Annotated in this window: 19 protein-coding genes; 12 read left to right on the forward strand and 7 right to left on the reverse strand. The window is 46.7% G+C overall.

What is annotated here, in order from left to right; genetic code table 11:
- Positions 1-24: 24 nt before the first annotated feature.
- Positions 25-1,437, reverse strand: coding sequence for a D-alanyl-D-alanine carboxypeptidase/D-alanyl-D-alanine endopeptidase (gene dacB, locus GV64_RS21150; RefSeq protein WP_020582248.1), 1,413 nt, complete (start codon positions 1,435-1,437; stop codon positions 25-27).
- 193 nt (positions 1,438-1,630) lie between these two features.
- On the opposite strand from dacB, the gene GV64_RS21155 reads away from it, so the two are divergent.
- A complete protein-coding gene (locus tag GV64_RS21155) occupies positions 1,631-4,012 on the forward strand; it encodes a Lon protease family protein (RefSeq protein ID WP_236632976.1) in 2,382 nt (793 codons plus the stop codon).
- 200 nt (positions 4,013-4,212) lie between these two features.
- On the opposite strand, the gene GV64_RS21160 is transcribed toward GV64_RS21155, so the two are convergent.
- Both GV64_RS21160 and GV64_RS21165 read right to left on the reverse strand, forming a co-directional pair.
- On the reverse strand, positions 4,213-4,722 hold the full coding sequence (locus GV64_RS21160) for a hypothetical protein (RefSeq protein WP_152554148.1): 510 nt from the start codon (positions 4,720-4,722) through the stop codon (positions 4,213-4,215).
- A 171-nt stretch (positions 4,723-4,893) separates the two neighbouring features.
- Positions 4,894-5,685: a methyltransferase gene (locus GV64_RS21165; RefSeq protein WP_020582251.1), complete on the reverse strand. Its 792-nt coding sequence runs from the start codon at positions 5,683-5,685 to the stop codon at positions 4,894-4,896.
- 186 nt (positions 5,686-5,871) lie between these two features.
- On the opposite strand from GV64_RS21165, the gene GV64_RS21170 reads away from it, so the two are divergent.
- The 4 genes from GV64_RS21170 to tcdA all read left to right on the forward strand — a co-directional run bounded on the left by GV64_RS21170 (position 5,872) and on the right by tcdA (position 10,719).
- Positions 5,872-7,164, forward strand: a complete 1,293-nt coding sequence (locus GV64_RS21170) for an MFS transporter (protein WP_020582252.1) — start codon at positions 5,872-5,874, stop codon at positions 7,162-7,164.
- A gap of 49 nt (positions 7,165-7,213) precedes the next feature.
- A complete protein-coding gene (locus GV64_RS21175; RefSeq protein ID WP_081622098.1) occupies positions 7,214-8,494 on the forward strand; it encodes an MFS transporter in 1,281 nt (426 codons plus the stop codon).
- Between the two features lie 81 nt (positions 8,495-8,575).
- Complete coding sequence (locus GV64_RS21180; protein WP_020582254.1) at positions 8,576-9,841, forward strand: MFS transporter; 1,266 nt, start codon at positions 8,576-8,578, stop codon at positions 9,839-9,841.
- A gap of 77 nt (positions 9,842-9,918) precedes the next feature.
- Positions 9,919-10,719 (forward strand): tRNA cyclic N6-threonylcarbamoyladenosine(37) synthase TcdA, encoded by an 801-nt coding sequence (gene tcdA / locus GV64_RS21185; protein ID WP_020582255.1) that lies wholly within the window; start codon positions 9,919-9,921, stop codon positions 10,717-10,719.
- Positions 10,720-10,728: 9 nt separating this feature from the next.
- Here the strand turns inward: tcdA and GV64_RS21190 are convergent, their stop codons facing one another.
- Positions 10,729-12,498 carry a SufS family cysteine desulfurase gene (locus GV64_RS21190; RefSeq protein ID WP_020582256.1) on the reverse strand — a complete coding sequence of 590 codons (1,770 nt, stop codon included), beginning with the start codon at positions 12,496-12,498 and terminating at the stop codon, positions 10,729-10,731.
- 229 nt (positions 12,499-12,727) lie between these two features.
- On the opposite strand from GV64_RS21190, the gene GV64_RS21195 reads away from it, so the two are divergent.
- The 3 genes from GV64_RS21195 (at position 12,728) to ilvM (ending at position 16,263) form a co-directional block, all read left to right on the forward strand.
- Positions 12,728-14,011 carry a BamA/TamA family outer membrane protein gene (locus GV64_RS21195; protein WP_020582258.1) on the forward strand — a complete coding sequence of 428 codons (1,284 nt, stop codon included), beginning with the start codon at positions 12,728-12,730 and terminating at the stop codon, positions 14,009-14,011.
- Between the two features lie 339 nt (positions 14,012-14,350).
- Positions 14,351-16,006, forward strand: coding sequence for an acetolactate synthase 2 catalytic subunit (gene ilvG / locus GV64_RS21200; protein ID WP_020582259.1), 1,656 nt, complete (start codon positions 14,351-14,353; stop codon positions 16,004-16,006).
- Positions 16,003-16,263 carry an acetolactate synthase 2 small subunit gene (gene ilvM, locus GV64_RS24510; protein WP_081622099.1) on the forward strand — a complete coding sequence of 87 codons (261 nt, stop codon included), beginning with the start codon at positions 16,003-16,005 and terminating at the stop codon, positions 16,261-16,263. The genes ilvG and ilvM overlap by 4 nt, the downstream gene beginning before the upstream one ends.
- A 102-nt stretch (positions 16,264-16,365) precedes the next feature.
- Here the strand turns inward: ilvM and GV64_RS21205 are convergent, their stop codons facing one another.
- Both GV64_RS21205 and GV64_RS24045 read right to left on the reverse strand, forming a co-directional pair.
- Complete coding sequence (locus tag GV64_RS21205) at positions 16,366-17,565, reverse strand: hypothetical protein (RefSeq protein ID WP_020582261.1); 1,200 nt, start codon at positions 17,563-17,565, stop codon at positions 16,366-16,368.
- Between the two features lie 119 nt (positions 17,566-17,684).
- Positions 17,685-18,644 carry a LysR family transcriptional regulator gene (locus tag GV64_RS24045; RefSeq protein WP_020582262.1) on the reverse strand — a complete coding sequence of 320 codons (960 nt, stop codon included), beginning with the start codon at positions 18,642-18,644 and terminating at the stop codon, positions 17,685-17,687.
- A 248-nt stretch (positions 18,645-18,892) separates the two neighbouring features.
- Here GV64_RS24045 and GV64_RS21215 point away from each other — a divergent pair, with 248 nt between their 5' ends.
- Positions 18,893-19,363 (forward strand): hypothetical protein, encoded by a 471-nt coding sequence (locus GV64_RS21215; protein ID WP_020582263.1) that lies wholly within the window; start codon positions 18,893-18,895, stop codon positions 19,361-19,363.
- A 474-nt stretch (positions 19,364-19,837) separates the two neighbouring features.
- On the opposite strand, the gene GV64_RS21220 is transcribed toward GV64_RS21215, so the two are convergent.
- The gene (locus GV64_RS21220) at positions 19,838-21,196 is read right to left on the reverse strand and encodes a hypothetical protein (RefSeq protein WP_020582264.1); all 1,359 of its coding nucleotides are present in this window, start codon (positions 21,194-21,196) and stop codon (positions 19,838-19,840) included.
- Positions 21,197-21,343: 147 nt separating this feature from the next.
- On the opposite strand from GV64_RS21220, the gene GV64_RS21225 reads away from it, so the two are divergent.
- The 3 genes from GV64_RS21225 (at position 21,344) to GV64_RS21235 (ending at position 25,220) form a co-directional block, all read left to right on the forward strand.
- Positions 21,344-22,435, forward strand: a complete 1,092-nt coding sequence (locus tag GV64_RS21225) for a helix-turn-helix domain-containing protein (RefSeq protein WP_020582265.1) — start codon at positions 21,344-21,346, stop codon at positions 22,433-22,435.
- 340 nt (positions 22,436-22,775) lie between these two features.
- Positions 22,776-24,017 (forward strand): parallel beta-helix domain-containing protein, encoded by a 1,242-nt coding sequence (locus GV64_RS21230; protein ID WP_026258220.1) that lies wholly within the window; start codon positions 22,776-22,778, stop codon positions 24,015-24,017.
- Between the two features lie 30 nt (positions 24,018-24,047).
- Positions 24,048-25,220: an SO2930 family diheme c-type cytochrome gene (locus GV64_RS21235; RefSeq protein WP_201772506.1), complete on the forward strand. Its 1,173-nt coding sequence runs from the start codon at positions 24,048-24,050 to the stop codon at positions 25,218-25,220.
- Positions 25,221-25,421 lie beyond the last annotated feature (201 nt).

Here is a 25,421-nt window from a genome sequence, read left to right on the forward strand (position 1 = left end):
ACCACCAAAAAGCTTACACCTTCTTTATCGCGTATCTGTCAGTCGCTCAAGAAATGCCCTGTGAAACAGCCTGATCTCATGGTGAAATGCTCTTATATCTTCATCTGTCGCCGGCTGAATCGGCCTCAATCCATTCAGCAGAACAGCAAATATCAAAGGTGAACTCTTTTCCGGGAAAGCATAGCCAACCATGCTATTCACTCCACTCATATATCCGGTCTTCAACCATCGACGTTCATTATCCCGCGATGCCAACCAGGGAGCTCTCTCTCCCCAGCTTCTCCAACCCGACTGCAGCACTTCAGTAAAATCATCAGCACTGAGCATGTTATATCGAGACAACCCAGACCCATCCACCAGCCTGCTTCTGGTCAGATCAATACCATCTTCTCTTAGCATCGCCAAAACGGCTTCTGTGCCTGAGAAATAAGAACCCCTTTCACCATTCACAGACGACCCAATGGTTTTGAGAATGCTGTCGGCGTATAAATTGTCCGATTTATCCAGTACTCGCTGTAATAAGTCAGGTACAGGCGCCGACAGATGTTGAGCAACAACCCATTCAAAATCATCCCCCTGCGGTTTATCAACCAACACCTCTCCTTCAAGCTTGATATTATTCGCCTTCAAGAAAGACTCAACGTACCTTATAGCAGCACGCTCAGGATCACGTACTGAAAAAGCCATGCGCATTGGTTTAGCATCAGGCTCAATACACCCTTCCAGACGGTACTCATGGTTTGATGATGGCCATACCTCCTGGACACAGCCATTCTGTTCATGCGCCCGCGGCTTTCGCACTTCTATTCGATTATCAATGGACAGCTGCCATTGGGGTTCATCGTAAACCATCTTTGCCCGCTGCCCCTCTTTTCCAGAAGGTACCAGCCAACCAAAAAAACAGTTACGGTCTAATATCATGGCGCTGACAGGAGCGGCAAAGCAGATGTTATGGTCATCCCAACTGGCACCACCTGCCCTTGGATACCCATTATATATAGAACCATCAAGCCAGATATTACCCCTGATGACTTTCACACCCTTGGTATTCAGTTTCCCCATCAATTCGGAAAGATCTGTTCTTGTAAGGGATGGGTCACCTGAAAACGATAAAACAAGATCCCCCGAATAGACCTTATCCTCTGACAAAGGCTTGTTACCCAATAAGACCGTTGAGTATCTGTAGTCCTCTCCCAACACACGGTATGCCGAGATGGCGGTTATCGCTTTGACTGTACTAGCAGGCAACAAGTTAAAGCGACTGTTTCGGTCAAAAAGAACTTTACCGGTTTCAGCATCAATGACTTTAATGGAGTGGATATGCCCGGGCGGTAATGTAGAAATCAACTGATCAAGGTCACCATCAATGGATGCACACCCTTGATTCGCGGCAAAAACAAATAGGACTGTAGACAGCCACTTTCCCCAGAAGTTCATAAAAAAGCTCTGCAACCACTGATAACACTTAAATCACTATGCAATTTCTAAATTCTCAGATCAACACACTGGTCTCAAGGCCGACAAACCTTTTTAATGAGAGTACTATAGAGATTGTAAAAGAAGATCTTCGACCACCATTGCTTCACTGAACTCCCATGGTGTAAGCATTTTGCGGGAAATGGCAAGACTTGTGAAAAAACTCAAACTAACAGCGAATCAGCTCATCGCTAAGCAACCAGTGAAGGATTTGGGTTTCAAGTCCACAGAAGAACTGGAAAATTACGTCGGTATCCTGGGTCAGGAGCGAGCCACCAGTGCTATTCAGTTTGGTGTCGCCATGCACCGCTCAGGTTATAACATTTACGTTATGGGCGAGTCCGGAACAGGCCGGATGTCCTACTTACGTAAGTACCTTGAAACAGAGGCCAAAAGACAGAGTTCCTCTGATGATTGGGCTTATGTGAATAACTTTGACAACCCCCGTGAGCCGAAAGCCCTGAGACTGCCCGCAGGCTTGGGCAGTGATCTGCAGAAAGACTTCGAGAGTTTCATCGATAAGCTCCTGATGACCTTTCCGGCGGCATTTGAAAACCCCACTTACCAGCAAAAGAAAAGTGCCATTGAACGCAGCTTTAATAAGCGCTATGACCAGGCCATTGATCAGATTGAACAGGAAGCGCTGAAGAGAGATATCGCTTTATACCGGGATACCGGAGCCTTAAGCTTTACACCTATGTCTGGCGGTAAAGCGATGGATGAAACTGAGTTCGCTCAATTACCGGACAAGAAGCGGGAAAAGTTCAATAACGATATCAGTGAACTGGAAACCCGGCTGAATGAGTCACTGGTTGAACTGCCCCAGTGGAAACGGGAATCCAACGAAAAGCTGCAGGACCTGAACCAAGATACCATCGACCAAGCCCTGGCTCCGTTGATGAAGCCTATGCTGAAAAAATACAGCAAAGAGCAGAATATTCTGGATTACCTGGAAGCGGTCAAGCAGCACCTGCACCGAACAGTGATTGAGTATCTTGCCGATGAGCGGGCAATGGAGTCTAAAGAAGATGCCAGTAAACGCTCTGCGCTTGAAGAGCTGTACTCCCCCAACCTGGTGGTTGGCCATAAGAATGATGCAGCGGCACCGGTTATCTACGAGTCACACCCCAACTATAAGAACCTCTTTGGCCGGATAGAATACGCCAGTGAGATGGGAGCCCTGGTTACCAACTTCCGTCAGATCTGTCCCGGTTCCCTGCATCAGGCCAATGGTGGCTACCTGTTGCTGGAAGCCAATAAGCTTCTGGAAGAGCCCTTTGTCTGGGAAGCATTGAAGCGCGCTCTGAAGGAGCGGCAGTTAAAAATTGAATCCCCATACTCCGAGATGGGTTTGATGAACACCATCACCCTCACTCCGGAAATTATTCCATTGCATGTAAAAGTGATTCTGGTTGGATCGCGGGATATTTATTACATCCTTCAGCAGCTTGACCCTGACTTCCACGAGATGTTCCGGGTATTGGTAGACTTTGATGACCAGCTGCCACGCTCCACTGAAACCGTTCAGGCCTTTGCGCAGCTGCTGAAAAATCGGGCAGATGATGAAAACTATCCGCCGCTTTCCGCGTCAGCAGTTGCACGGATGGTAGAACAAAGCTCCCGAATGACTGAAAACCAGACACAGCTGTCTGCCAAGATCGGTGAGCTCTTTGATTTGCTGGCAGAAGCGGACTTTATTCGTCGAAGTTGTAGCGGCCGCAAGATCAACCATGATCATATTGACCGGGCACTTGAAGCCAAAGCTGAGCGTACCGGTAGAGTCAGCCAGCAAATCCTGAATGATATGCTGGAAGGCAGTATTCTTATTGATACGGATGGTGAACAGGTTGGTAAGATCAACGGCTTAACCGTACTCTCGGTCGGTGATGCCTGTTTTGGTTCTCCTGCACGTATTACCTGTGCGGTCTATCCAGGCAGCCAGGGCATTGTCGATATTGAGCGGGAAGTGTCACTGGGGCAGGCTATTCACTCCAAAGGGGTAATGATTCTTACGGGTTATCTGGGTAGTCGCTATGCGCAGAAGTTCCCTCTGGCGATTTCTGCCAGTCTCGCAATGGAGCAGTCCTATGGTTATATCGATGGTGATAGTGCTTCAATGGCAGAGCTCTGCTGTTTAATTTCAGCACTGACCGAGACTCCAATCAAACAGTGTTTTGCCGTTACCGGTTCCATGAATCAGCATGGAGAGGTTCAGGCAATTGGCGGAGTTAACGAAAAGATTGAAGGATACTTTGATCTCTGTAATGCCAGAGGCCTGACCGGCGAGCAGGGTGTTATCATTCCTCAAGCCAATGTTCGTAACCTGATGCTGCAAAGCAAGGTAGTCGACGCGGTAAAAGCCAAGAAATTTAACGTCTACGCCGTTTCACATGTTGAAGAGGCTCTTGAGCTGTTAACAGGCCACCGTCCAGGGACCATCAACAGCAAAGGTAATTACCCGAAAGGCTCCATTAATCAGAAGGTTCTGGAACGCCTGAAAGAAATTGCCGAACTGACCAAAGAGAACCACAGTTAGGAATTTAGTCTTTTCACTAACCATGGCCCATAACCCGCCGTCTGAAAAATAAGGCTGTATTTTCAGACGGCGGGTGCCGTAGCAGGAGCAATCTTCACAGTCTATACCCTTTTATTCCCAACATTGAAAGATGTATATAACTACTGGAGCCCTAACGGCTCTAATAGCATTGGTTTGTCACATATCAATAGTACGAGTTTTTATCTATTAATTTTTCCCAGAAAATCAGCTGAGTGCTCATTACCTGAATAACTTAAACATACAGCCATCTGTCTTCGCATATTCAGCCTCTCGTTAGTAGAAGAAAGATAATCAAACCTCAGCGCAAGCATTTCAACCAATTTGCGGGCTTTCTCTTTTTTTTCTTCCAGTAATTTGAGAAAGTCGATTTGCGAATCACTCAGCACGCCTTCTTTTCTCAGAAAGATTGCAAAGGAGTCAGGATTGCCAAGACTATCAACAAACTCCTGGTACTTATCACCCAAAAATGCTTGCCCCTTAACTTTGCTTTCCCCTAAACCCCGATAAGTTAAATCGATCTTTCGATCACAAATATCAGCTTCAAATTCAGGGTGTAGAACTTCACCCTTAGCCATATGGCTTTTGCATGGACTAACCGCCTTGTTTTTTGATCCTTCTCCGGTAGCTGCACCGTCCGTTCTTTGCGCTGAATATAAGCTACCCGCCTGATCACCAACTCTTTGCATCACTCACCCGCTCCCAAGTAATGGCCGAACACTTCTAGACAAGTGATCCCAGATAAAATTCCACACTAGAAGAAGTGTCAAGTTTGTCTCCATTTGGCGTGTTCTGACAGGTGAAAGCAAGAGGGACACTGTCAACAAGGCTTATATCCCTAAACAAACAGTTTCACAGTATTGTTAAATCAAATAGGGGATAAGCGCCTTACGGTTCTGCGGGTAATCTTCAAACTGTTTCTGGTACCAGCGATGAGTCGCCAATGCCCGTGGTACCAAATTAGCCATGGTAACCAGAAGAATAAAGACACCAGCCAATGACCAGGTGAATATCGCGAAGCCTAACCAGGACAGCATCTCCCCCAGGTAACTCGGGCTTGAAACAAAACGGTAGCCACCGCCATAGGGAACTTTATAACGTGGCTCATTCGGGTTAGGCACCTTAGACCGCAAGTTACGAACCACCGCATCCGAGTGCACGTTTAACATAAAGCCAATGGCATAAATAATAATACCAACTATAAACCTCGGATCTGTCAGCCACTCTGGTGTGAGATGTTTTGCATGGTTAGCAATAAAATCAGCGCTGAAGAAGCCGTGTGCTGCGGTAGCAATCCAGCCAAAAATCACCACTGATATATTGAATGATGCTTTACTGCCTTTATGCACACGCATCAACAGTGGATTAATAAAGCCCCGGTTACTGTAATGGATAATCCAGATACCCAGAAAAATCAGAGGAACCAGCTGATCACTGTTCTGCCCCTGAAAGAATATGATGATAAAAACCAGTGGAGCCGGAAGTTCCATCAGCATCCACCCCAGCCGGGGCTCAAATTTAATGCCCGGGGCCCTACCCCCAAAACGACCGTAAGCGGCCTGCCCAAACTTGGCTGCCAGTGCAATAATCAATACATAGGCAAAACCAGCCAACAATGCTGTGTCGTAAAACACATCTCCGGTATACCAGGCCATGATATTTCCTTTTGTTAAAATTTTTATCAGGTAAGGCGTCGTTCACTCATTCTGAGACTTTTCTGGTATAAAATGCTTAGTCCACATGCATGAAATTCCAGTACCACTTATTAAATACTGAGCACTGAAACAGGGTTTAAAAACTGATCTAAACTCACTCTCTTTCCTTATTCATCAGGTAAGAACGTGCTCAATAAAAGTGAAGCCAGACTTGTGGGCATTACGGCTCTTGGTGGGCTGCTGGAATATTACGACTTCATCATCTTCGCCCTGATGGCCGGCTATCTGGCCAATCATTTTTTCCCTAGTTCAGATCCACATACCTCGCTACTGACAACATTTGCCACCTTCTCCGTGGGTTACCTTTCCCGACCATTAGGTGGTTTGCTATTTGGTCATCTTGGGGATCGCTACGGACGGAAATGCACTTTTGCTGTTACGGTTCTGATTATGGCGCTTTCTACCACGCTGATAGGCTGCCTCCCTTCCCATGCTCAGATTGGAATCTGGGCTCCAATACTACTGATCCTGCTCCGCTTACTGCAGGGCTTTTCGATTGGAGGAGAAATTCCCGGCGCTATTACTTTATTGAGTGAGAGCAATCAGAAACATCTTGGGATTATCATTAGCCTGCTGCTATTTGGCGTACTCAATGGCCTCTTGCTGGGACACCTTATCCACAGTCTTCTAACTCACTGGTTAGAACCACAAAGTATGCAAAGCTGGGGATGGCGGCTGCCTTTCTGGCTGGGTGGAAGTCTGGGAATTTTCAGCTACTTCATCAGAAAACATATTCATGAGTCCAAACTATTTCTGGAACTGAACAACCAAAAGCTGCGACAACAGATTCCAGCGCTGGTTTTAATAAAGTCTTATAAGAGAACAGTTCTTGCAGGTATCCTTCTTGTTGCTCCCTCAATTGTCACCATGTCATTACTATTTTTGTTTTCTCAAAGCTATCTAACCCAACTTATCCATTATGATGCACAAACAGTAACGATTGCAGGATGCCTGGGGATTGTATCGTCTATTAGTATTGCGGTTCTTTCCGGCTGGATTGCAGATAAAAGGAAGGCTGCAGATTGGCACATACTGTTGATGAAGGCTATATGCCTGTTAATTGTGTTTAGCGCCATTCCTATTTTCAAAGCCTATGCTGACTACAACCTGTCAGCATACACCGTAGCATTGTTCAGCAGTCTGCTGTTTGGCCCAATAATGACGGTGAGTACTTTGTTGCTCAGCACAGCATTCCCTATACCTGTTCGATACTCGGGAGTTGCTCTCTCCTTTAATACTGCATTGGCTACTTTTGGTGGTCTGGCTCCAGTTATCGCCATGACACTGATTAAAACCACCGATAACCTGACCTCACCCTCTTACTATCTCGCCTTTAGTGGTCTGTGCGGTCTGGCTGGCTGCTATCTCTTGAAATCTCAGCCATGCAGGCAAGACCCTCATCATAAAAAGATTGATTAAGAACCTTATCGTCTAGACTTTCCTGTTTTCTAATGCACTGGTCGAAGCTGTGTTTAGTAGAAGTGATTCAAAGCTTGTCTGGATAACGGCGCTTGGAGGCTTGCTCGAATACTATGACTTCATTGTCTTTGCCTTGATGGCCAGCTACCTTGCTGATCAGTTTTTTCCTGGCTCAGATCCACTCACATCACTACTGACTACATTTGCTACTTTTTCTGTTGGTTACTTTTCACGCCCACTGGGCGGTCTGATATTTGGCCACTTTGGTGATCGATATGGCCGAAAACAGACTTTTTCAGCAACGGTTCTGATCATGGCGGTTTCCACAGCTCTTATGGGCTGCTTACCCACTTATGCACAAATTGGTATCTGGGCCCCCCTACTGATGACACTGCTTCGGATAGCTCAGGGCTTTTCCATTGGGGGCGAAATACCGGGTGCCATCACTTTTCTGAGTGAGAGTAACCAGAAACAACAGGGACTGATCCTTGGTCTGCTGATATCAGGCCTGTTGAGTGGTTTTATCGTTGGCTGCCTTGTCCACAATGCGCTTTTACACTGGCTGGGGAGTGAAGCGATGAAGGCATGGGGCTGGAGAATCCCTTTCTGGCTTGGTGGATGCCTAGGCATTTTCAGTTACTTTATAAGGAAGCACCTACATGAGTCCCCGCTGTTTCTGCAACTGAACAGAAAGAGACAGCAGGAGCAAATACCCAGCCTTGTACTACTTAAATCCAATAAGAAATCCATTGTGACCGGTATTCTCTTGATGATTCCCGCCACCGGGTGCATGTCGCTACTATTCCTGTTTACGCAAAGCTATCTTACTCAGTTACTGGGTTACACAAGCAGCACAGTGACTGCTGCAAGCAGTTTTGGCACTATTTTCTCAATTGCTATGTGTATCCTCACAGGGTTCCTCGCAGACAGAAGACTGAACATAAGCCACTCCGTTGTTATGATGAAGTGGTGCTGCCTAATCGTCACTGCCTTATCATTTTTGATATTCAACATTTATGTTAATCAGCAGTTATCTCCCTATGCCGCCATTTTGATGAGCGGTTTGTCTTATGGTTCAGTGGCGGTTGTGGGACCTCTATTACTCAGTACGGTATTCCCCATATCCATTCGTTATTCCGGAGTTGCTCTTTCGTATAACATTTGCCTTGCCACCTTTGGGGGGCTAACCCCAATCATTGCCATGACACTTATCCAAAGTACCGGTAGCCTCTCTTCACCTTCCTTCTACCTGGTTTTCTGCGCGGCCTGCGGCCTGGCTGGCTGCTACTTACTGAATAGCGCGCCTTCATCAGCGGAGCCCATGAGTTAAAACCTATTTACCGAATCCGTTAGCACCGTTAAAACTCATCTACACTGATCCGTTTGCCAATTCTTTCTGGTGCGACAAACAGTGCTTAAGAAAAACGAAGTAACACTGGTCTGGATTACCTCTCTGGGTGGTTTGCTGGAGTTTTATGACTTCATTATTTACGCCCTGATGGCGGGGTATCTGTCAGAGCAATTCTTTCCTGGTCACGATACCAACAGCTCACTTCTGGCAACCTTTGCAACATTTTCAGTCGGCTATTTTTCCCGACCATTAGGCGGCCTGCTATTCGGTCACCTTGGGGACCGTTATGGCAGAAAAAGAACCTTTGCAGCGACAGTGCTCATCATGGCTATATCGACAGCACTTATTGGCTGTTTGCCGACCTATCATCAAATAGGTATCTGGGCACCCATCCTGATCACATTGCTCAGACTAATACAGGGTTTCTCCATTGGTGGGGAAATTCCTGGCGCCATCACTTATTTAAGCGAGAGTACCAGCAAGCATCAGGGGCTGGTAATCAGCCTTCTATTTACCGCCTTGGTGAATGGTTTTGTTCTGGGCTCTGTCGTCCACAGCAGCTTAATCGAATGGCTTGGTGCCGATGCCATGGCTGAGTGGGGCTGGCGCCTGCCTTTCTGGTTTGGAGGCGTACTTGGATTATTCAGTTACCTAGTCAGAAAACACTTTCATGAATCGCCGCTGTTTGCAGAACTCAATCAAAACAAGCAACGCCAACAAATTCCATTGATCATTCTCCTGCACGCCTATAAAAAAGCGGTCTTCATCGGTATCTTATTAATTGTCCCAGTGGCAGTATCCATGTCGCTGCTTTTCTTATTTACTCAAAGCTACCTGACACGATTATTGAGCTATGCCCCAGAGCAGGTCTCTAATGCTGGCAGTATTGGAATTGTTATCTCTACACTGCTCTTTATTCTGGTGGGTTGGCTGGCAGACAAACACAAGAGTCAAAAGTACAAACTGTCACTGATGGTCTCTGGCAGCTTGACGGTATCCTGTTTGGCATTCCCTATCTTTTCAGCTTTTGCCGATTTTCACTTCTCGGTCTACGGCGTCATGCTTTTAAGCTCATTGCCCTTAGGTATGACGACCGGTATCGCACCGTTATTACTGAGCACTGTTTTCCCCACATCGATACGCTACTCTGGAATCGCGTTTTCCTATAATGTCAGTTTTGCTATTTTTGGTGGTTTAACGCCTGTTATCGCCATGACACTCATTAATACTACCGAGTCGCTTATATCACCCAGTTACTATCTTGCAGCCAGTGGATTATGCGGTCTGCTAGCCTGTTATTTACTGCAAAGAAGCGCATCAAGCTAATGACATTCTGACTACTCAGCTTAACCAGACAGGCACTTGGTATTATAATCGCCGTCATTTTTCACGAGACACACTTCATGTCAGCAGCCTTTTCTCCCAGCGACAGCTTTAACGACCGGTTTGGAGGCATTCGTCGTCTGTATGGTGCCAGAGCTGTTGAAAAACTGTATAAATCCCATGTCTGTGTCATCGGCATTGGTGGTGTTGGCTCCTGGGCCGCCGAAGCTCTGGCCAGAACAGCGGTGGGTAAAATCACACTGATCGATCTGGATGACATCTGCATTACCAACACCAATCGTCAGCTTCATGCCCTGAGCGATACGATTGGACGATCAAAAGTGGAAGTGATCGCAGAACGAATTGCGCAGATTAATCCCGAGTGCCAGTGCCAGGTCATTGAAGACTTTATTACCGAGGACAACCTTCAGGAATTGATAACCAGCGAGTTTGATTATGTGCTGGATGCTATCGACAGCTTCCGGGTTAAGGCGGCTCTGATCGCTCACTGCAAACGGAATAAAATAAAAATCATCACCACAGGCGGCGCTGGCGGACAGATGGATCCAACCCAGATTCAAATCACTGATCTGACCAAAACCTGGCACGACCCATTAGCGAGAAAAGTCCGTAACCAGCTTCGTGACCGTCATGGTTTTAGTAAGAATACCAAGCGAAAGTTTGGCGTTGACTGTGTGTTTTCTACCGAACAGGCGGTTTATCCACAGGCTGACGGTACAATCTGTCAGACCAAACCATCCGGTGAGGGTTCAATGAAAATGGATTGCTCCAGTGGTTTTGGCGCAGCGACGGCAGTAACCGCAACTTTTGGTTTTGTTGCCGCCGCCAGAGTTATAGAAAAACTGACCAAAACTGATTAATAACAACATCTACCTGTAACGATGGGCAATTGCCTGGATTTCTTTAACAATGGCCTTGAGTCCGTTTCCTCGAGATGGGCTCAAATGGTTGAACAGGTCCAGTTCACGGAACCATTGCTCAATATTTTCTCCTTCTACCTCTTCGGGTGTTTTACCGGAGAAAACGGCCAGGACAATAGCAATCAACCCACGGATTACTCGGGCATCGGAGTCTGCTATAAAGTAAAGACGCATAGTCTCATCGTCATAATGATAATGCAGCCAAACACTGCTTTCACAACCATGCAGTCGAGCCTCATCACTCTTCCACTCTCCAGATAACACAGGGAGCTCTTTACCCAGCAGCATGATCTGGCGATATCGCTCCTGCCAACCTGAAAGATTATTCAAACGCTCTGCTATAGCGGTAAGATTCGGAGCCTGACGAAAGATCTCTGGCAGTTCCATCACTTCACCGCTTAACGTTTCATTTACTGGTTGAGTATTTTCCGGTGCACATGCCATCTCACTCTTCATATCAACAATGACATCATGAAGAGGCGTGTGGTGAAGCTTTTCCAGTGCATCAACAAAGGCTTTAACTTCATCTACGCTGTTGTATATAGCAAAAGAAGCTCTGACGGTTCCATTCAGGTTCAGACTTTCCATCAATGGCATGGCACAGTGATGCCCGGTTCTCACCGCAATGCCCTGTTGATCAAGCATCAACCCTATATCCTGATTGTGGTAGTGGCTGGATACAAACGAGACAACCGGTGCCTTATGTTTCGCCTGACCAATAAGACGAATGTCGTTAATCGAAGTCAGCCCATCTTCCACCAGCTTGCGCAGCTTATCTTCATGGGCGTTCATGGCCTCTGAATCAATACCGGATACAAACTCCATTGCTTTACCTAACCCAATGGCACCGGCAATATTCGGGGTACCCGCCTCAAATTTAAAAGGCAGACTGTTAAACCGGGTTCCCGAGAAGCTGACACGTTCAATCATTTCTCCACCACCCTGCCAGGGCGGCATACTTTCCATCAACTCCCGACGGCCATAGAGGATACCGATCCCCGTAGGGCCATAAACCTTATGACCTGAAAAAACATAGAAGTCCGCATCTAAAGCCTGAACATCGACCTTTTGATGAGCAACCGCCTGAGAGCCATCCACCAGAACCAGAGCCCCGGCATTGTGGGCAAGCTCAATAATCGCTTTGACCGGTGAAATCGTACCAATGGCATTCGAGATATGAGCAATAGCCACCAGCCGGGTTTTCTGTGAAAGCAGTCGTTGATATTGCTGGAGGTCGAGATTGCCGGACTCATCCAGCTCAATCACCTTGATGATTGCGCCAGTAGTCTCAGCCAATAACTGCCAGGGAACAATATTGGCATGATGTTCCAGACGGCTTAGAACAATCTCATCACCTTCCTTCAACTGGCTTCGCCCCCAACTGTTAGCCACCAGGTTGATGGCTTCGGTGGCTCCCCGCGTCCAGATCACCTCTTCTGCAAAACGCGCATTAATAAAGTGACGGGCAGTTTCTCTAGCCGCCTCGAAGGCATGGGTTGTACAGGCACTGAGAAAATGTGCCGCCCGATGGACATTGGCATTCTGCTCCCGGTAATAGCGATCAACCGACTCAATAACCGACAGAGGCTTTTGGGTCGTGGCTGCATTATCCAGATACACCAGTGGATGGCCATGCACCGACCGGGACAACAATGGGAACTGCTGCCGGAGGTGATCCAGATCTGGAAATATGGGTTTAGTGTCAGTCTGGCCCTTCATGATCATGCCCCTGAAATTCAGTTTGCCATTTTAAAGTGCACGTAAACTGAGGCAATACCGTATTCAGAAATTCTTCTAAATATTGATAATACAAACCATAAGATCAGCCTCACTCACAGTATCAGGCTCTGTTGACACTTTTAAGACAAACAAACCAATAAACTTGGCTCTTAGAAAAATCCCACTGTTGTCAGGAATACCCAAGGGATATCAGGAATTTATTTTCAGAATGATTGGAACAAGAAAAGCACTTACTCTGGGGTTACTTACCTTATTCAACAGCAGTTATTCATTAGCTGAAGACCCAACTGACAGCAAATCCGGGGCGCTCTACCAGGAAGCTATCGGTGTTCCATTTCTTTTCAGTTCCGAAGACTGGGGAATGGCTCTTGGAGGAGCGGGTGTCGTGAAAGGCCTGGTACAACCTCAGATGACACTTTTCGGAACGGTGATTGGGTCGAGCAATGGCACCAAGATGGGCTATCTCGGCCTTTATAACGTCATGGTGCCAGGCCTCAATCAATGGCAAATGGATTTCAGCGTTCTTGAATCCAGCCTGACTGAAACCAATTATTTCTTACCTGGCAACCCAAGCTACCCCAATGAAAAACCGGGGAGCAATGACTCCAATTTAGAAAACTCGGTTCGTACTGGTGGGCGTGAGCAGCACTATCAGGTTCATTTCCAGTACACCCTCCCAATCGGTGATGGCAAGGATGGTGCTCTTGCTGCTATGGCGAAAAAATCCAGAGGCTATGAAAGCAGCAAAACCCATTGGAACCCAATGACCACCGGAATCACCTCTCTGGAGCTGCAACCCTATTACCAAAGTCAGAAACTTGATGATTTCCAGCCAGAGCATGAAGCTGATGAGTCCGCCGGTGTCCGCCTGACTCTGGAATATGACAACCGTAACTCCAGCCATTTGCCAACCCGAGGCAGCCGAACATCATTCACGTATACCTATGACTGGGGCAGTGAAGATCGTCCGGACTGGTCTACGGTTGAGTTTGAATTCAGCAAGTTCTTCAGTCTTGGCAGCAATGACCTGATGAACCAACAGGTACTGGCATTGAATGCCTGGGTTGCTGATACTCCTACATGGAACGATACAACCACCATTAATGGTGAAGAGGTCTTCCGACGCGCGCCCTCATTTGCAGGTATTAATCTGGGTGGCTGGGACAAACTGAGAGGGTACAGCTCCGACCGTTTTTATGGCCGATCTGCCGTTTCCTACAGCCTTGAGTACCGTATGATGCCAAAGTGGCAGCCATTGGAAGATCTACCCATTATTGGCCCAATGTATGATATTCCCTGGTGGCAGTGGACACTGTTTGTGGATGCTGGACGGGTTGCTGATGATTTCGATTTTCAAGAACTCCATCAGGATATGAAGACCAGCTTTGGCGGTGGTATACGTTTTCGGGTAGAAGGTGTCACGGTAAGAACCGAAGTTGCCAGCGGCGCTGAGGAAACGTTCTTCCGGGTTTTTGTGAACCAGCCATTTTAATCACTGTCTGGCCTGCTACGCAGGCTGGCACTGAATACATTGCTGTGCTATAAAACCTGTACATTAGTGATTAAACTTTTAAAACGTATTATGTCTTCATTCCTGCGCCAGCTAGTCATTCTCAACGTGGTGATTATTATCACCGCGGGTGGCTTTGTGGACTGAAGAAACAGCATCCATAAAACCCCCGCACCGAAAGGTCCGGGGGTTTTTTTATATCTGATGAAAGGAGCTACTCCATGCAAAAACTCAATCTGGTCGTTCTATCTGTCATTACCCTCACTGTCATTCTATCTGTAGCGATTACCCATAGAACCTGGCAGTCGGGGGTAAGTCGACATGAATGGCGCTGAAGCGATTGTACAAACCCTGATCCACCATGGTGTTGATACCGTTTTTGGCTATCCAGGCGGTACCATCATGCCGTTGTATGACGCTCTTTTTGATTCACCCATCGAACACCTCCTCTGCCGCCATGAGCAGGGAGCAGGCTTCTCTGCCATTGGTTATGCTCGATCAAGCCACCGCACAGGTGTCTGCATAGCCACCTCGGGCCCTGGCGCAACAAACCTGATTACCGCCCTGGCGGATGCAATGATGGATTCTGTACCCATTGTTGCCATTACCGGACAGGTACCCACAGGCGCCATTGGCACTGATGCCTTTCAAGAGATTGATATCCTTGGGCTTTCCATGGCCTGCACCAAACACAGTTTTCTGGTCACAGAACCTGAAACGCTGTGCCAAACCCTTCATCAGGCATTCACGCTTGCCAGATCTGGTCGCCCGGGTCCGGTGCTTGTTGATATTCCGAAAGACATTCAACAAGCTATAGCCAGCTGGCATCCACCTCTGGACCTTGTAGCAAACAACTTCCACCCGGAAAAAGTTGAAAGTGATAACCTCCATAAAGCACTAGGGCTAATCACATCATCATCGCGACCTGTCGCCTACATTGGTGGTGGTGTTGGTATGGCCAATGCCACAGAAGAACTACGACAGTTTCTGAATATTACCGGAATCCCCAGCGTCTGTACGCTTAAAGGGCTGGGTACTGTTAATGCAGATGATCCATCCTACCTGGGCATGCTGGGCATGCATGGGACCCGGGCAGCAAACACTGCAGTACAAATGTGTGATTTATTAATTGTTGCCGGTGCTCGCTTTGACGACCGGGTTACTGGCAAGCTGGAAGCCTTTGCACCTGATGCAAAAGTCATCCACATCGATATTGATCCGGCAGAAGTTAACAAGCGCAGACCAGCAGACATCACTTTTCATCAGCCTATGCAATGGGTATTGGCAGGCCTGTCTACCCATCTGCAAAACAATGAATGGGCTGATTACTGCCAGCAACTTAAAACAGAGCACCAGTGGCAATACAATAAACCAGGCGATGATATTTATGCGCCATTACTGTTAAACCAGTTATCCCAACGACTCCCCGATAACGCTATCGTCAGCTGTGATGTAGGTCAGCACCAGATGTGGGTAGCCCAACACATGACGTTTCATCACACCCACAATCATTTAACCAGTGGTGGTCTTGGCACCATGGGTTTTGGATTGCCCGCAGCTATTGGTGCTGCTTTAGCTCGACCAAACGACCCTGTTGTTCTGGTGTCCGGTGATGGCTCATTCATGATGAATATTCAGGAACTCAACACCATAAGAAGAAGACAGCTGCCTATCAAAATAGTGCTGCTGGATAACCAGAAGTTGGGAATGGTCCGCCAGTGGCAGGAGCTGTTTTATGATGGTCGCTACAGTGAAACTGACCTTTCAGACAACCCTGACTTTATTACTCTGGCCCATGCCTTTGGCATTGGTGGAAAAGTCATAACCCACCGTGACGAAGTCACTTGTGCACTGGATGAGATGCTGGATATAGAGGGCCCCTGGCTACTCCATGTTCGTATTGATGCCATGGAAAATGTATGGCCCCTGGTCCCCCCGGGAGCCTCTAACCATGAAATGCTGGAGAAAAGCTCATGAGTTTCCAATTACAATTGCAATGCCATAAGCAACCAGACGTTGTAGAGCGGGTACTCAGAGTTGTCAGGCACCGGGGATTTACGCTGAACACCATGAGCATGACGCCCTCCAACTGTGGCCAGAAGATTGAGCTGTCAATGACTGTTTCCAGCCTTCGGCCAGCACACCTTCTGATAACTCAGGTTCAGAAGCTCCACGATGTTGTCACTCTGAGATGTATTGACTCACAAACAGACAATGCAGCCATTAGCTGTTGAACATGAAGGTCTGGCATCGCCAGCCTGACCTTCACGCAGAGAATCTCCATTCGATAACGGAACACACTATGATCCATAATAGTGTGTTCCGTTATCGATGACTCAACGAAGGACTTTGCCATCAAACTCCACCGCTCTTCGCCGAACCAACCCTTCCCGTCTTTTCTGATTTATAAATCCGGAGGTATCAATATTAAAAGACTCACCCAGGGATAAAAGGATTGCCTCGACAAATAGTATGGATGTTAAATCATAAGCATCTTTATAAAGGTGAAGAGGGCTCGTTTCATTCTGGTTAAAAATACGATCAAGACCAAAAGAAAGTATTTCACCATCAGCCCCCTTTAAAGCAAGTCTGTTACCATTTCTCTTTAGATATCCACCCATATCGTAAAAATGAACAAACCGTTTATCTCTGGAGTAAAGCCGGGCAAAGTCATTAACCTCTTCAACCATACCTTCATGAAATTGAGGGGGGTTATGTATCCAGGCTCTTATTTGGGGCAGTTTATCCATTTGATCCGGAGTGTATAAGAAAATCCAGGTCAGGTAGTGTCTAAGGAAACTTTGATCATCATTAGGAATAATTTTCGCAATCGGTTCATAGATATGTACCCTATTATCTTTTAATGCACCGGTTTCTCTAAGTTGCTGGGGCATTCCCGCCACCAGAAATATCACACCAAGCCCCTCCCCTATCCTCTCCAGAAGGTCAATGGAGTGACGTAGAGAGTCTTTTACGTTGCTTTGGCACTCTGAAATATTGTCGGGTCTATGGCGAAGATGGTAATAAATCTGACCAAAAATAGCGTTTTTAAAGGTAGCAACATATTCAAACAGCGTGAGCGGTTCTCTGTTAATAACCGGATTGAAATCATTATTTTTAATTTTATTGAGCGTATCCGGATTATAAGAAGTGACAAACCTCAACCAGACAAACTCTGGAAGAATAACCCCGATATAGACTTTGGGGTTTATTGACTGTCTGGCCCTGATAAACAACTGAAGATCAGTTCTGAGAAACTCGGTATAAACAGCATGATGAGCCATTAGCTTTGGGACTTCAGTAATTTTTTGTGGACCAAAATAGGTCAAAGAATGTGGAGAATTGACCACACCAAAGTCAGCAAGCCCTTGCAGAGCCCCCTTAGAAGCTGGATTCGATATACCGTTCTCAACACCCGCCGCATGGCTGGCTCCCGATATAATAATCTCAATTTCAGGCTCTTCTGAATGTAGAAAAAAAGGAAGGATCAACAACAAAACAGGAAACAGCTTTTTAACGCTTACCAGAAACTGCATATTGACCTTGTTAATTACGCGATTAAGAAGGTCAAGTATAGATATGATGTTTCTTTACTGCAGATGCTCAGCCAAAACAGAATTAAAAATGAAATACAGTAATAGCGTCTTAATTCAAGCTACTGCGCTGTAATACCAACCTCATCGTTCCTCAATGCATTCTGTCTATCCATCTCCTTCAGCTTTAGCCGAAAGCGGTTGATAATGAATTCCCTGAACCAGCGATGAGCACGATTGTGCTCCCAGTATTCAGGCCAGACCACGTAGTACTTGACCTTGGGTGGCTTGCCTGGCAATGCCTTCATATTCATATTTTGAACATAGATATTGGACTGAGCGGCCTTCTCCATGGTAACCAGAATATGGTTAGTATCCTTCACCAGTTGCAAACCAATAGGTAGATTAGGCGTCTTGGCGGCAACCCGTATGTTTTCACTCAACCCCTCCAGATAGTCCCTGATAAAGTGCGGGCTTCCCATCCATGAAGAGTGGCGGATCACAGAGTAATGCTCAAGATCCTCAACAGAAATAGCACTTTCTCCAATAGGGTGATCTTCATTTACCAGTGCACAGATCGTATCTTCCATTAACGGGGCATAGCTGAAACCAGATGGAGGTTTTCCCACATACCCCAGAACCAGATCCACCTGTCCTGCTTCCAGCTTTTTATCCAGCTGAGGGCTGAACTGTAATAGTTCAAAGTTAAAATTCGGTGCCTGCTTCCAGAACTGGTGCAGAATCTGCGGTAATATCTGCTCCAGAACAATGTAAGTCCCGGCAATTGTGAAGTTCTTTTCCGTAATCCAGGGATCAAACTGCTGATTTTCAAATATCGTACTGGCTTCGGTGACTACGCGATTCACATCATCTTTCAATGCCAGAGCCTTTTCGGATAGAAATATCCGATTACCCTGCCTGACAAGAATAGGGTCATTCAACGCTTCGCGTAACTGTGCCAGTGTCCGGCTCATGGCCGATTGGGTCACGTGCATCTGCTTGGCAGCCAGTGAAACACTTTGTGTATCCAGCAACGCCTTGAGGCCAGGCAAAAGATTCAGGTTCAGTCTGTACAAGTTCATGCGTTTGTAAAAAGTGCCTCAAAATCAGTATATGAAAAACAAAACAGTTGGGCACCAAAGCATCCAGCCACTTCGACCATGAGACTATAGTCATCTCACTCCAACTTCATCAGTACTAACCCCTATACATTCATCGCTAATCAGGTACACTGAAAAACAGGAATCAGAGTTATCTCTGGTGAATCTGGCCTTGGCGTCTGACACACATCCTTGTCAGGCATCAGCTAAAATAGCTGTCAGGAGGGTCTATGAGCCAAAACAAGTACAAGAGTATTCAGGATCTGGTAGACAACTACATTGACTCTGGTCTGTCTGCCAGAGAGTATGTAGAAGCCCGTGTGGATGCCGGAGATCTTAGTGCTGCCGAAGCCCTGAAACTGCTGTCTATTCTTCGAGAAGCACAGTCCATTACCTTTAAGCTGGCCGAAGTAAGCGATGATGAATTTGCCGGTCTGCATATGGTACTCATTCGCAAGGAAGACGAAGACGAAGATTATCAAGATGATGCTTCACCACTGTTCAGTATTGAAATTGATGAAACCCTGAATAACCATAAAGATGATGTTATTAACCTGCTCCAGAAGTTTGCTAAAGAACTGGCGGTACTGGCTACCCGTGGAGAACTTGAAGAAGCGGAAGCAATAGACACAGTTGATGACAACCCGGAAGACTGGCTGGACCACCCGAATATTTTACCTGCCAGCGAAACCCGTCACTGACGAGACTCATCAACCGAATAGTTTACATCTCCTTCAGATAAAGCCTCTGGAAAAATAAGCCCGGTATCAACCGGGCTTATTGCTAACTATGACTCCAGATCGAATATAAATCGATACTCATATAGCTCAATGTTTAGTCATCAACAGTTTCATTGATCAAACCACTGAATGACCTGTGGATAAGTCCCTGCACCCCAGTATCTTCAGTCACAGACGAGAACTGTTCATTTTTTAAACAACCCTAACAAGAAGAACTCAACTTACCAAAACACGCCACCTTGAACCAAGTAATAACCCTTTTACAGTCATTGCTTATCTTTCACCATGGATTCAATCTTTTAGCCTGACTGTCCTGCGGGGATTCTTTTTTGAACCACAGAGATCACAAAGAGCACGAAGAAGAGCCTTTTCTTTTGTGCTCTTTGTGATCTCTGTGGTTAACCATAAAATACTAAATACCCTCAAGAAACCTTCTCAATTAGCCACTTGTGGCTCTGGCTGACTGCTAACTGAGCTTTGTTTAGACAAAATAGCCTCAACATAAGATGCTCCATTATCAGAAAATCCACCCAGCAAGTCCGTGATAATATGCACCAATGCATTAAAACCATCTTCGCCAGACGTATTTAGTACGGTTTCCTGTAATGATGCCCTCGCATTCAAATCAGAGTACTCAACGGAAGGGTCATCAACATATTTTTCTGGCATCGTCCTTTCCAGAACATCATGAATGTCATGCCCCATATCGTAAGAGTGCTGTGACATTACCGTAACAATGTGGTCATTGTTAAACTCCCGAGCTTCATCATGCCGGGTTAATGCCTGAATGGTTGGGTGCTCCAGATTCTGTTCCAGGTATGCTTGGGTCATCACCAGACTCTGGAAATTTTCAAGCACCGTATGACGGTTTGACGCCAGCTGTATGGCATTGTTCTGGGCATCTGGAAAGTCGAGCATATTCAACAGACCAACTCTTAGCGTTTCCATGGTACTGTTTCCAGGAACTGGCATTACATGATATGGGTTGGAAAAATCTCCAATATAATGAAGCCCCCACCCCATAAAGCGCCATCCCCAGTAATCATGCCCTTGAGCGAAGGCAAACTCGGAAAGTTGTTTATAGAGCTGAATTCGGTATTCCGGGTATGTTCGTTTAAGAAAGCCCCCGAAGGCGTAGACAATGGGTGATTCATGATAGAAGCCCATATGAAAAGGTGCCTGAGTACCATACTCAAGATTTGGATTACCAAACGGCTGCTCACCGAAGCCATATACCTTTCCATAGTCCGTATTGCTGTCGGTAAACAGTCCAATATCCAGCCCATAATCAGGTTCAACACTGGCAGTGCTCACCACATCCAGTGGTGCAACTTTATCCTCAGGCATTAGCTGAACAAACTGTACATCACCCTGTGAGTCGGAATCAGCTAATGTACTGACCAATGCAAAATCTATCTCGGGCTGTTGACGTTTATCTCCTGGAAGCAACTGTAAATACAATGGTAATTTTGCATTAGGATTGATACGAATTGCATGGGTAAAGCGGGTACGAATATCGTTTTCCTTGTCCTTTGCGCGGAATTCAAGTGCCTCCGGACGTGGCGCATAGTGCCAGAGATTTTCCCGCATCCAGCTTTCCTGCTGACTTAGAAACACTTCCAGTTCACTCTCATTCGCTAACAAGAAGCTATTCAGGCTTTCCACTTCCACCGGCGCTGCATCACGAACTTGTGGTAAAGTGGCAACCAACTGGTGCGTTACCAACGTGTGGTTTGACCAGGCAGAAACCTGGGCAGATAGCATCAGGGAAACGGCAAAATAGAAAATGCGCATAATAAGACTCTGTAACATATAGTTTTTATTAAATTTATTATGCGTATACCATAACGATTATGAAGCGTTGATGACACATGAATATCAACAATAATCAGCAATAAGAATAAGTATTTTTCAAGATTTGTCGGAAAACCGGGGATCAGGATGCCTGACTACCAAATTGCCGCCACATTTTTCAGCCTCTCTCTGGCGATAATGACACTATTCCAGGTACTGCCGGGGATACGTGACTGTCGCGCCCTGTGCTTTGCCATGTTACAGATAAGCCTGATAGGTTACCTGTTACAACCTATTGTTGAATCCTGGACCAATAACTTCTGGCTGATCTGGCTATGTGTTGTATTTCGAAGCATGATCCCCACCCTTTTCTGGATGGTATGCTTACTACTGTTTGACGATAACTTTCGTTTGAATAGAAAAACCCTAGCTATTCCTTTATTTATTATTTTTTCGCCTGCTATCGGTAAAGTTGCGGCCCACTTGTTCGGTCTCGATACCTCTTTCATATTCAGCTGGTTAATGTTCCACCTCCCACAATGGCTAGAGTTTATTCTGATCACCCACGCTCTGATTACGGTAGTCCGCAGCATGCGAGATGATCTGGTCGAATCCCGCCGCGAGTTACGAGTCTGGCTATTAGGCAGTGTTGGTTTTTATATCGCCGTGGTTGTGACTATGGAACAGTTCTTCAATGGAGGTCCGCCCGCATTTAAACTGGCTCAACCCGTGCTTTTAGCCCTATTCCTTTTTGTCTTTTATGGTCGACTGCTTAAATTTCGCTCAGGACTTTTATTCACTGAACACGGGACAGAGCATGAATCAGCAGCACAGACTATTCAGGAAGAACAACTCCAGCCCACAACCAATGAGCCCGAAGGAGAACCAGTAAACCTGTGGATTGAAAAACTGAAAGGAATGATGGAGGATCAGAAGCTCTATCGACAGGAAGGCATTACCATCAGTGACCTGGCTGAAACCATGGATATTCAGGAGTACAGACTGCGGCAGTTAATCAACCAGCAGATGGGGTATCGAAACTTCAATGACTTTCTTAATGGTTATCGCATCCAGGAAGCCTGCCGTCGGCTGGTTTCTCAAGAAGACAGTCAGTTACCCGTTCTTACCATCGCCCTTGATGCAGGTTTCCGATCACTCAGCGCTTTCAACCGGGCCTTTAAAGAACGGACAGAAAAGACGCCAAGCCAATATAGAAAAGAGTATCATCTGCAGCCATAGGAACACTGCCCATAGAAGAACACGATTATCTGAACGAATCTCGTCCCCATACTTTTTAGACTCTGGGGACGACATGTTAATGCATACTCCCCCCCCCGATGCATGAAAAGATAGTGCCAGTGATTACCTGTGTGTTCTCACGGCAGGAAGACTGAATCCCCCGATTTATCTGGACCTATCGATAACTGACCAATTCTGAAATTTACTGACTGATTTTAAAATCAGGTGCATTTTTACCATTTCTAGTCAGAATCACTTTGCCCTGCTGAGCTAATGTAAACTCGCGTTTTGCTCACTTATACAACTCTCTATAAGAACAATAAGAAAGAGGATGCACCCTTTGAAAATCCACTCCGTTCTGGCAGTCACTGCCACTGCATTATTACTGTCAGCCTGTGGTCAGGATGCTCAGGAAGCAGTCCAGACTACCGAAGCCGCCAAAAACTTCCGAAAAGACCTTCAGGCAAAACTGATTAAGGCCAAGCCGGGTGATGTGGTTGAGCTACCGGAAGGTACATACAGCATCGACCGCAGTCTGTCCCTTAATGTGGATGGAGTGACCATTCGTGGTGCCGGCATGGACAAAACCATCCTCTCCTTCAAAGGTCAGCTAGCAGGGGCCGAAGGCCTGCTGGTGAATGCCAGTGACTTTACCGTTGAGGATCTGGCGATAGAAGATACCAAAGGCGATGCCGTCAAGATCAACCAGGGTAAAAATATTGTTATCCGCCGGGTGCGGGTTGAGTGGACCAACGGTCCTGATAATGCCAACGGTGCCTATGGCCTTTATCCGGTACAGACCGAAAACACACTGATCGAAGATTCGGTTGCCATTGGAGCATCGGATGCCGGTATTTATGTGGGGCAGTCCAGAAACGTCATCGTGCGTAATAACCGTGCTGAATATAACGTGGCCGGCATTGAAATCGAAAACACTATCGGTGCCGACGTTTATGGCAATGTTGCTACCAATAATACCGGTGGTGTGTTGGTCTTCAACATGCCTTACCTGACGCAGCCCGGCCACACCACCCGGATCTACGAAAACCAGATTATTGCCAATAACTACGAAAACTTCGGTACAGAAGGAACCGCCGTTGCAGCCGTGCCAGCTGGATCTGGAGTCCTGATCAACTCAAACGACAATGTTGAGATATTTAATAACGATATAAAAGACAATAAGACAGCCAACGTTATTGTCAGCAGTTACTACACCGCAGGCTACGAGTCAGATTACAAGCTGGCTGATGATTTTGACCCATACCCGGAAGGGATCTACGTCTACGGCAACCGCTTTGAAGGCGGTGGTGAAAGCCCTGACCGGATGGAACTTAAAGCTCTGAAGATTGCCGAGTTTGGCTTCAGCGGCAGCCTGCCCGATGTACTCTGGGATGGCATCGTCAACCCTGAAAGCAAAACCCCGGCTCTTTGCATTGATAACGGTGATAGCGGTGTTGTAAACGTGGATGCCGGCAATAACTTCAGTAATATCAGCACGGATATAACCCCTCACCGCTGCTCTGTGCCAAAACTGGCAGCTATCTCTCTTCCCGAATCTCTGCTAACAAAAGACGAGGGCTGATTTATGGTTGCTGTTATCAGGGTACCTGCCTTGATCAGGTTGTTCGCAGTATGGCTGATGGCTCTGGTATTAGCAGGCTGTGGTGAAAAACCACAGCCTCTGCTGATGACCTCGGGAGATAACTATCCGGATAATCTCAGCCAGTGGCAGATTTTGTCCATCAATGGCAATTCAATAGAACTGGCGGACACGGTTGTTCCCTATGAATTAAACACACCGTTGTTTACCGATTACGCCAGTAAGTTGAGAACACTCTGGATTCCCCAGGGAAAGCAAGCCAGCATTGTGGATGGTGAGATTCAGTATCCCGTGGGAACCATCATCAGCAAAACCTTTTATTACCCCGTTGCCAATGGCGCTACTCTTCAGGCTTCAGAAGGCGAAAAATCACTCTTTTCCCCCGAAGAAGGCCTACCACTGGACCAGGTGCGATTGGTTGAAACCCGTCTGCTGGTAAACCAGGAAGATGGCTGGGTTGCCCTTCCCTATGTCTGGAATGAACAGCAGACGGATGCGGTACTGGAGTGGGCTGGTGACAGTATGCAGTTAGCCCTATCTGGTATTAAGAGTGGCATTGATGGCTCAACAGAGGAAACATCGTTTACCTACATCATTCCCGATGCCAACCAGTGCGCCGGCTGTCATGCAGAAGACGACAGCCGACAAGCAGTAAAACCCCTGGGTCCAAAGATTCGTCACCTTAACCGGAACTTTACCTATGCCTCCGGAGAAGAAAACCAGCTGACACACCTGATGAAAGCAGGCCTTCTCACTGGTTTGAATGACGTCAAAAACGCATCACAAAATGCCCTCTGGCCTAATGGCAGACCGAATGAAACCCTGGCTCATCGAGCTCGCAGTTATCTAGATGCCAATTGCAGCCATTGCCATAATCCAAAAGGCGCAGCAAGAACCAGTGGCCTGTTCTTAACCATGGATACACCGCTGGATGCCACCCTTGGTTTGTGTAAACGCCCCATCGCTGCGGGTAAAGGTGCAGGTAACCGGCCAGTGGATATCTTGCCGGGCCACGCAGATCAATCCATTCTGACTTATCGGATGGAGACTCTGGAGCCGGGTGAAATGATGCCGGAACTGGGTAGATCACTCAGTCACGCCAAAGGCGTAGAGTTGGTTAGCCAATGGATCAACCAGATGGATTCCAATGGCCAACCTTGTGCAGGTGGAGGTTACGGCTCCTGATTTTTTAACGCCAAAGAGCACAAAGCTCACTGATAAAAGCCATTCCAGTTGATCTCTTTCCCTCCCCGCTCAGGGAGGGATACAGGCTGCCCTGATAGAAAGAAAAGCCTTAAAAACAGGGAAAAATGAATAAGGAGGAAGTTTAAAAAACAGGGTATAAATTTCTTGCATACCAATATGCACTTTAGTACAAATAGACAG

The sequence above is a fragment of the Endozoicomonas elysicola genome, from assembly GCF_000710775.1.
Taxonomy (GTDB): Bacteria; Pseudomonadota; Gammaproteobacteria; order Pseudomonadales; family Endozoicomonadaceae; genus Endozoicomonas; species Endozoicomonas elysicola.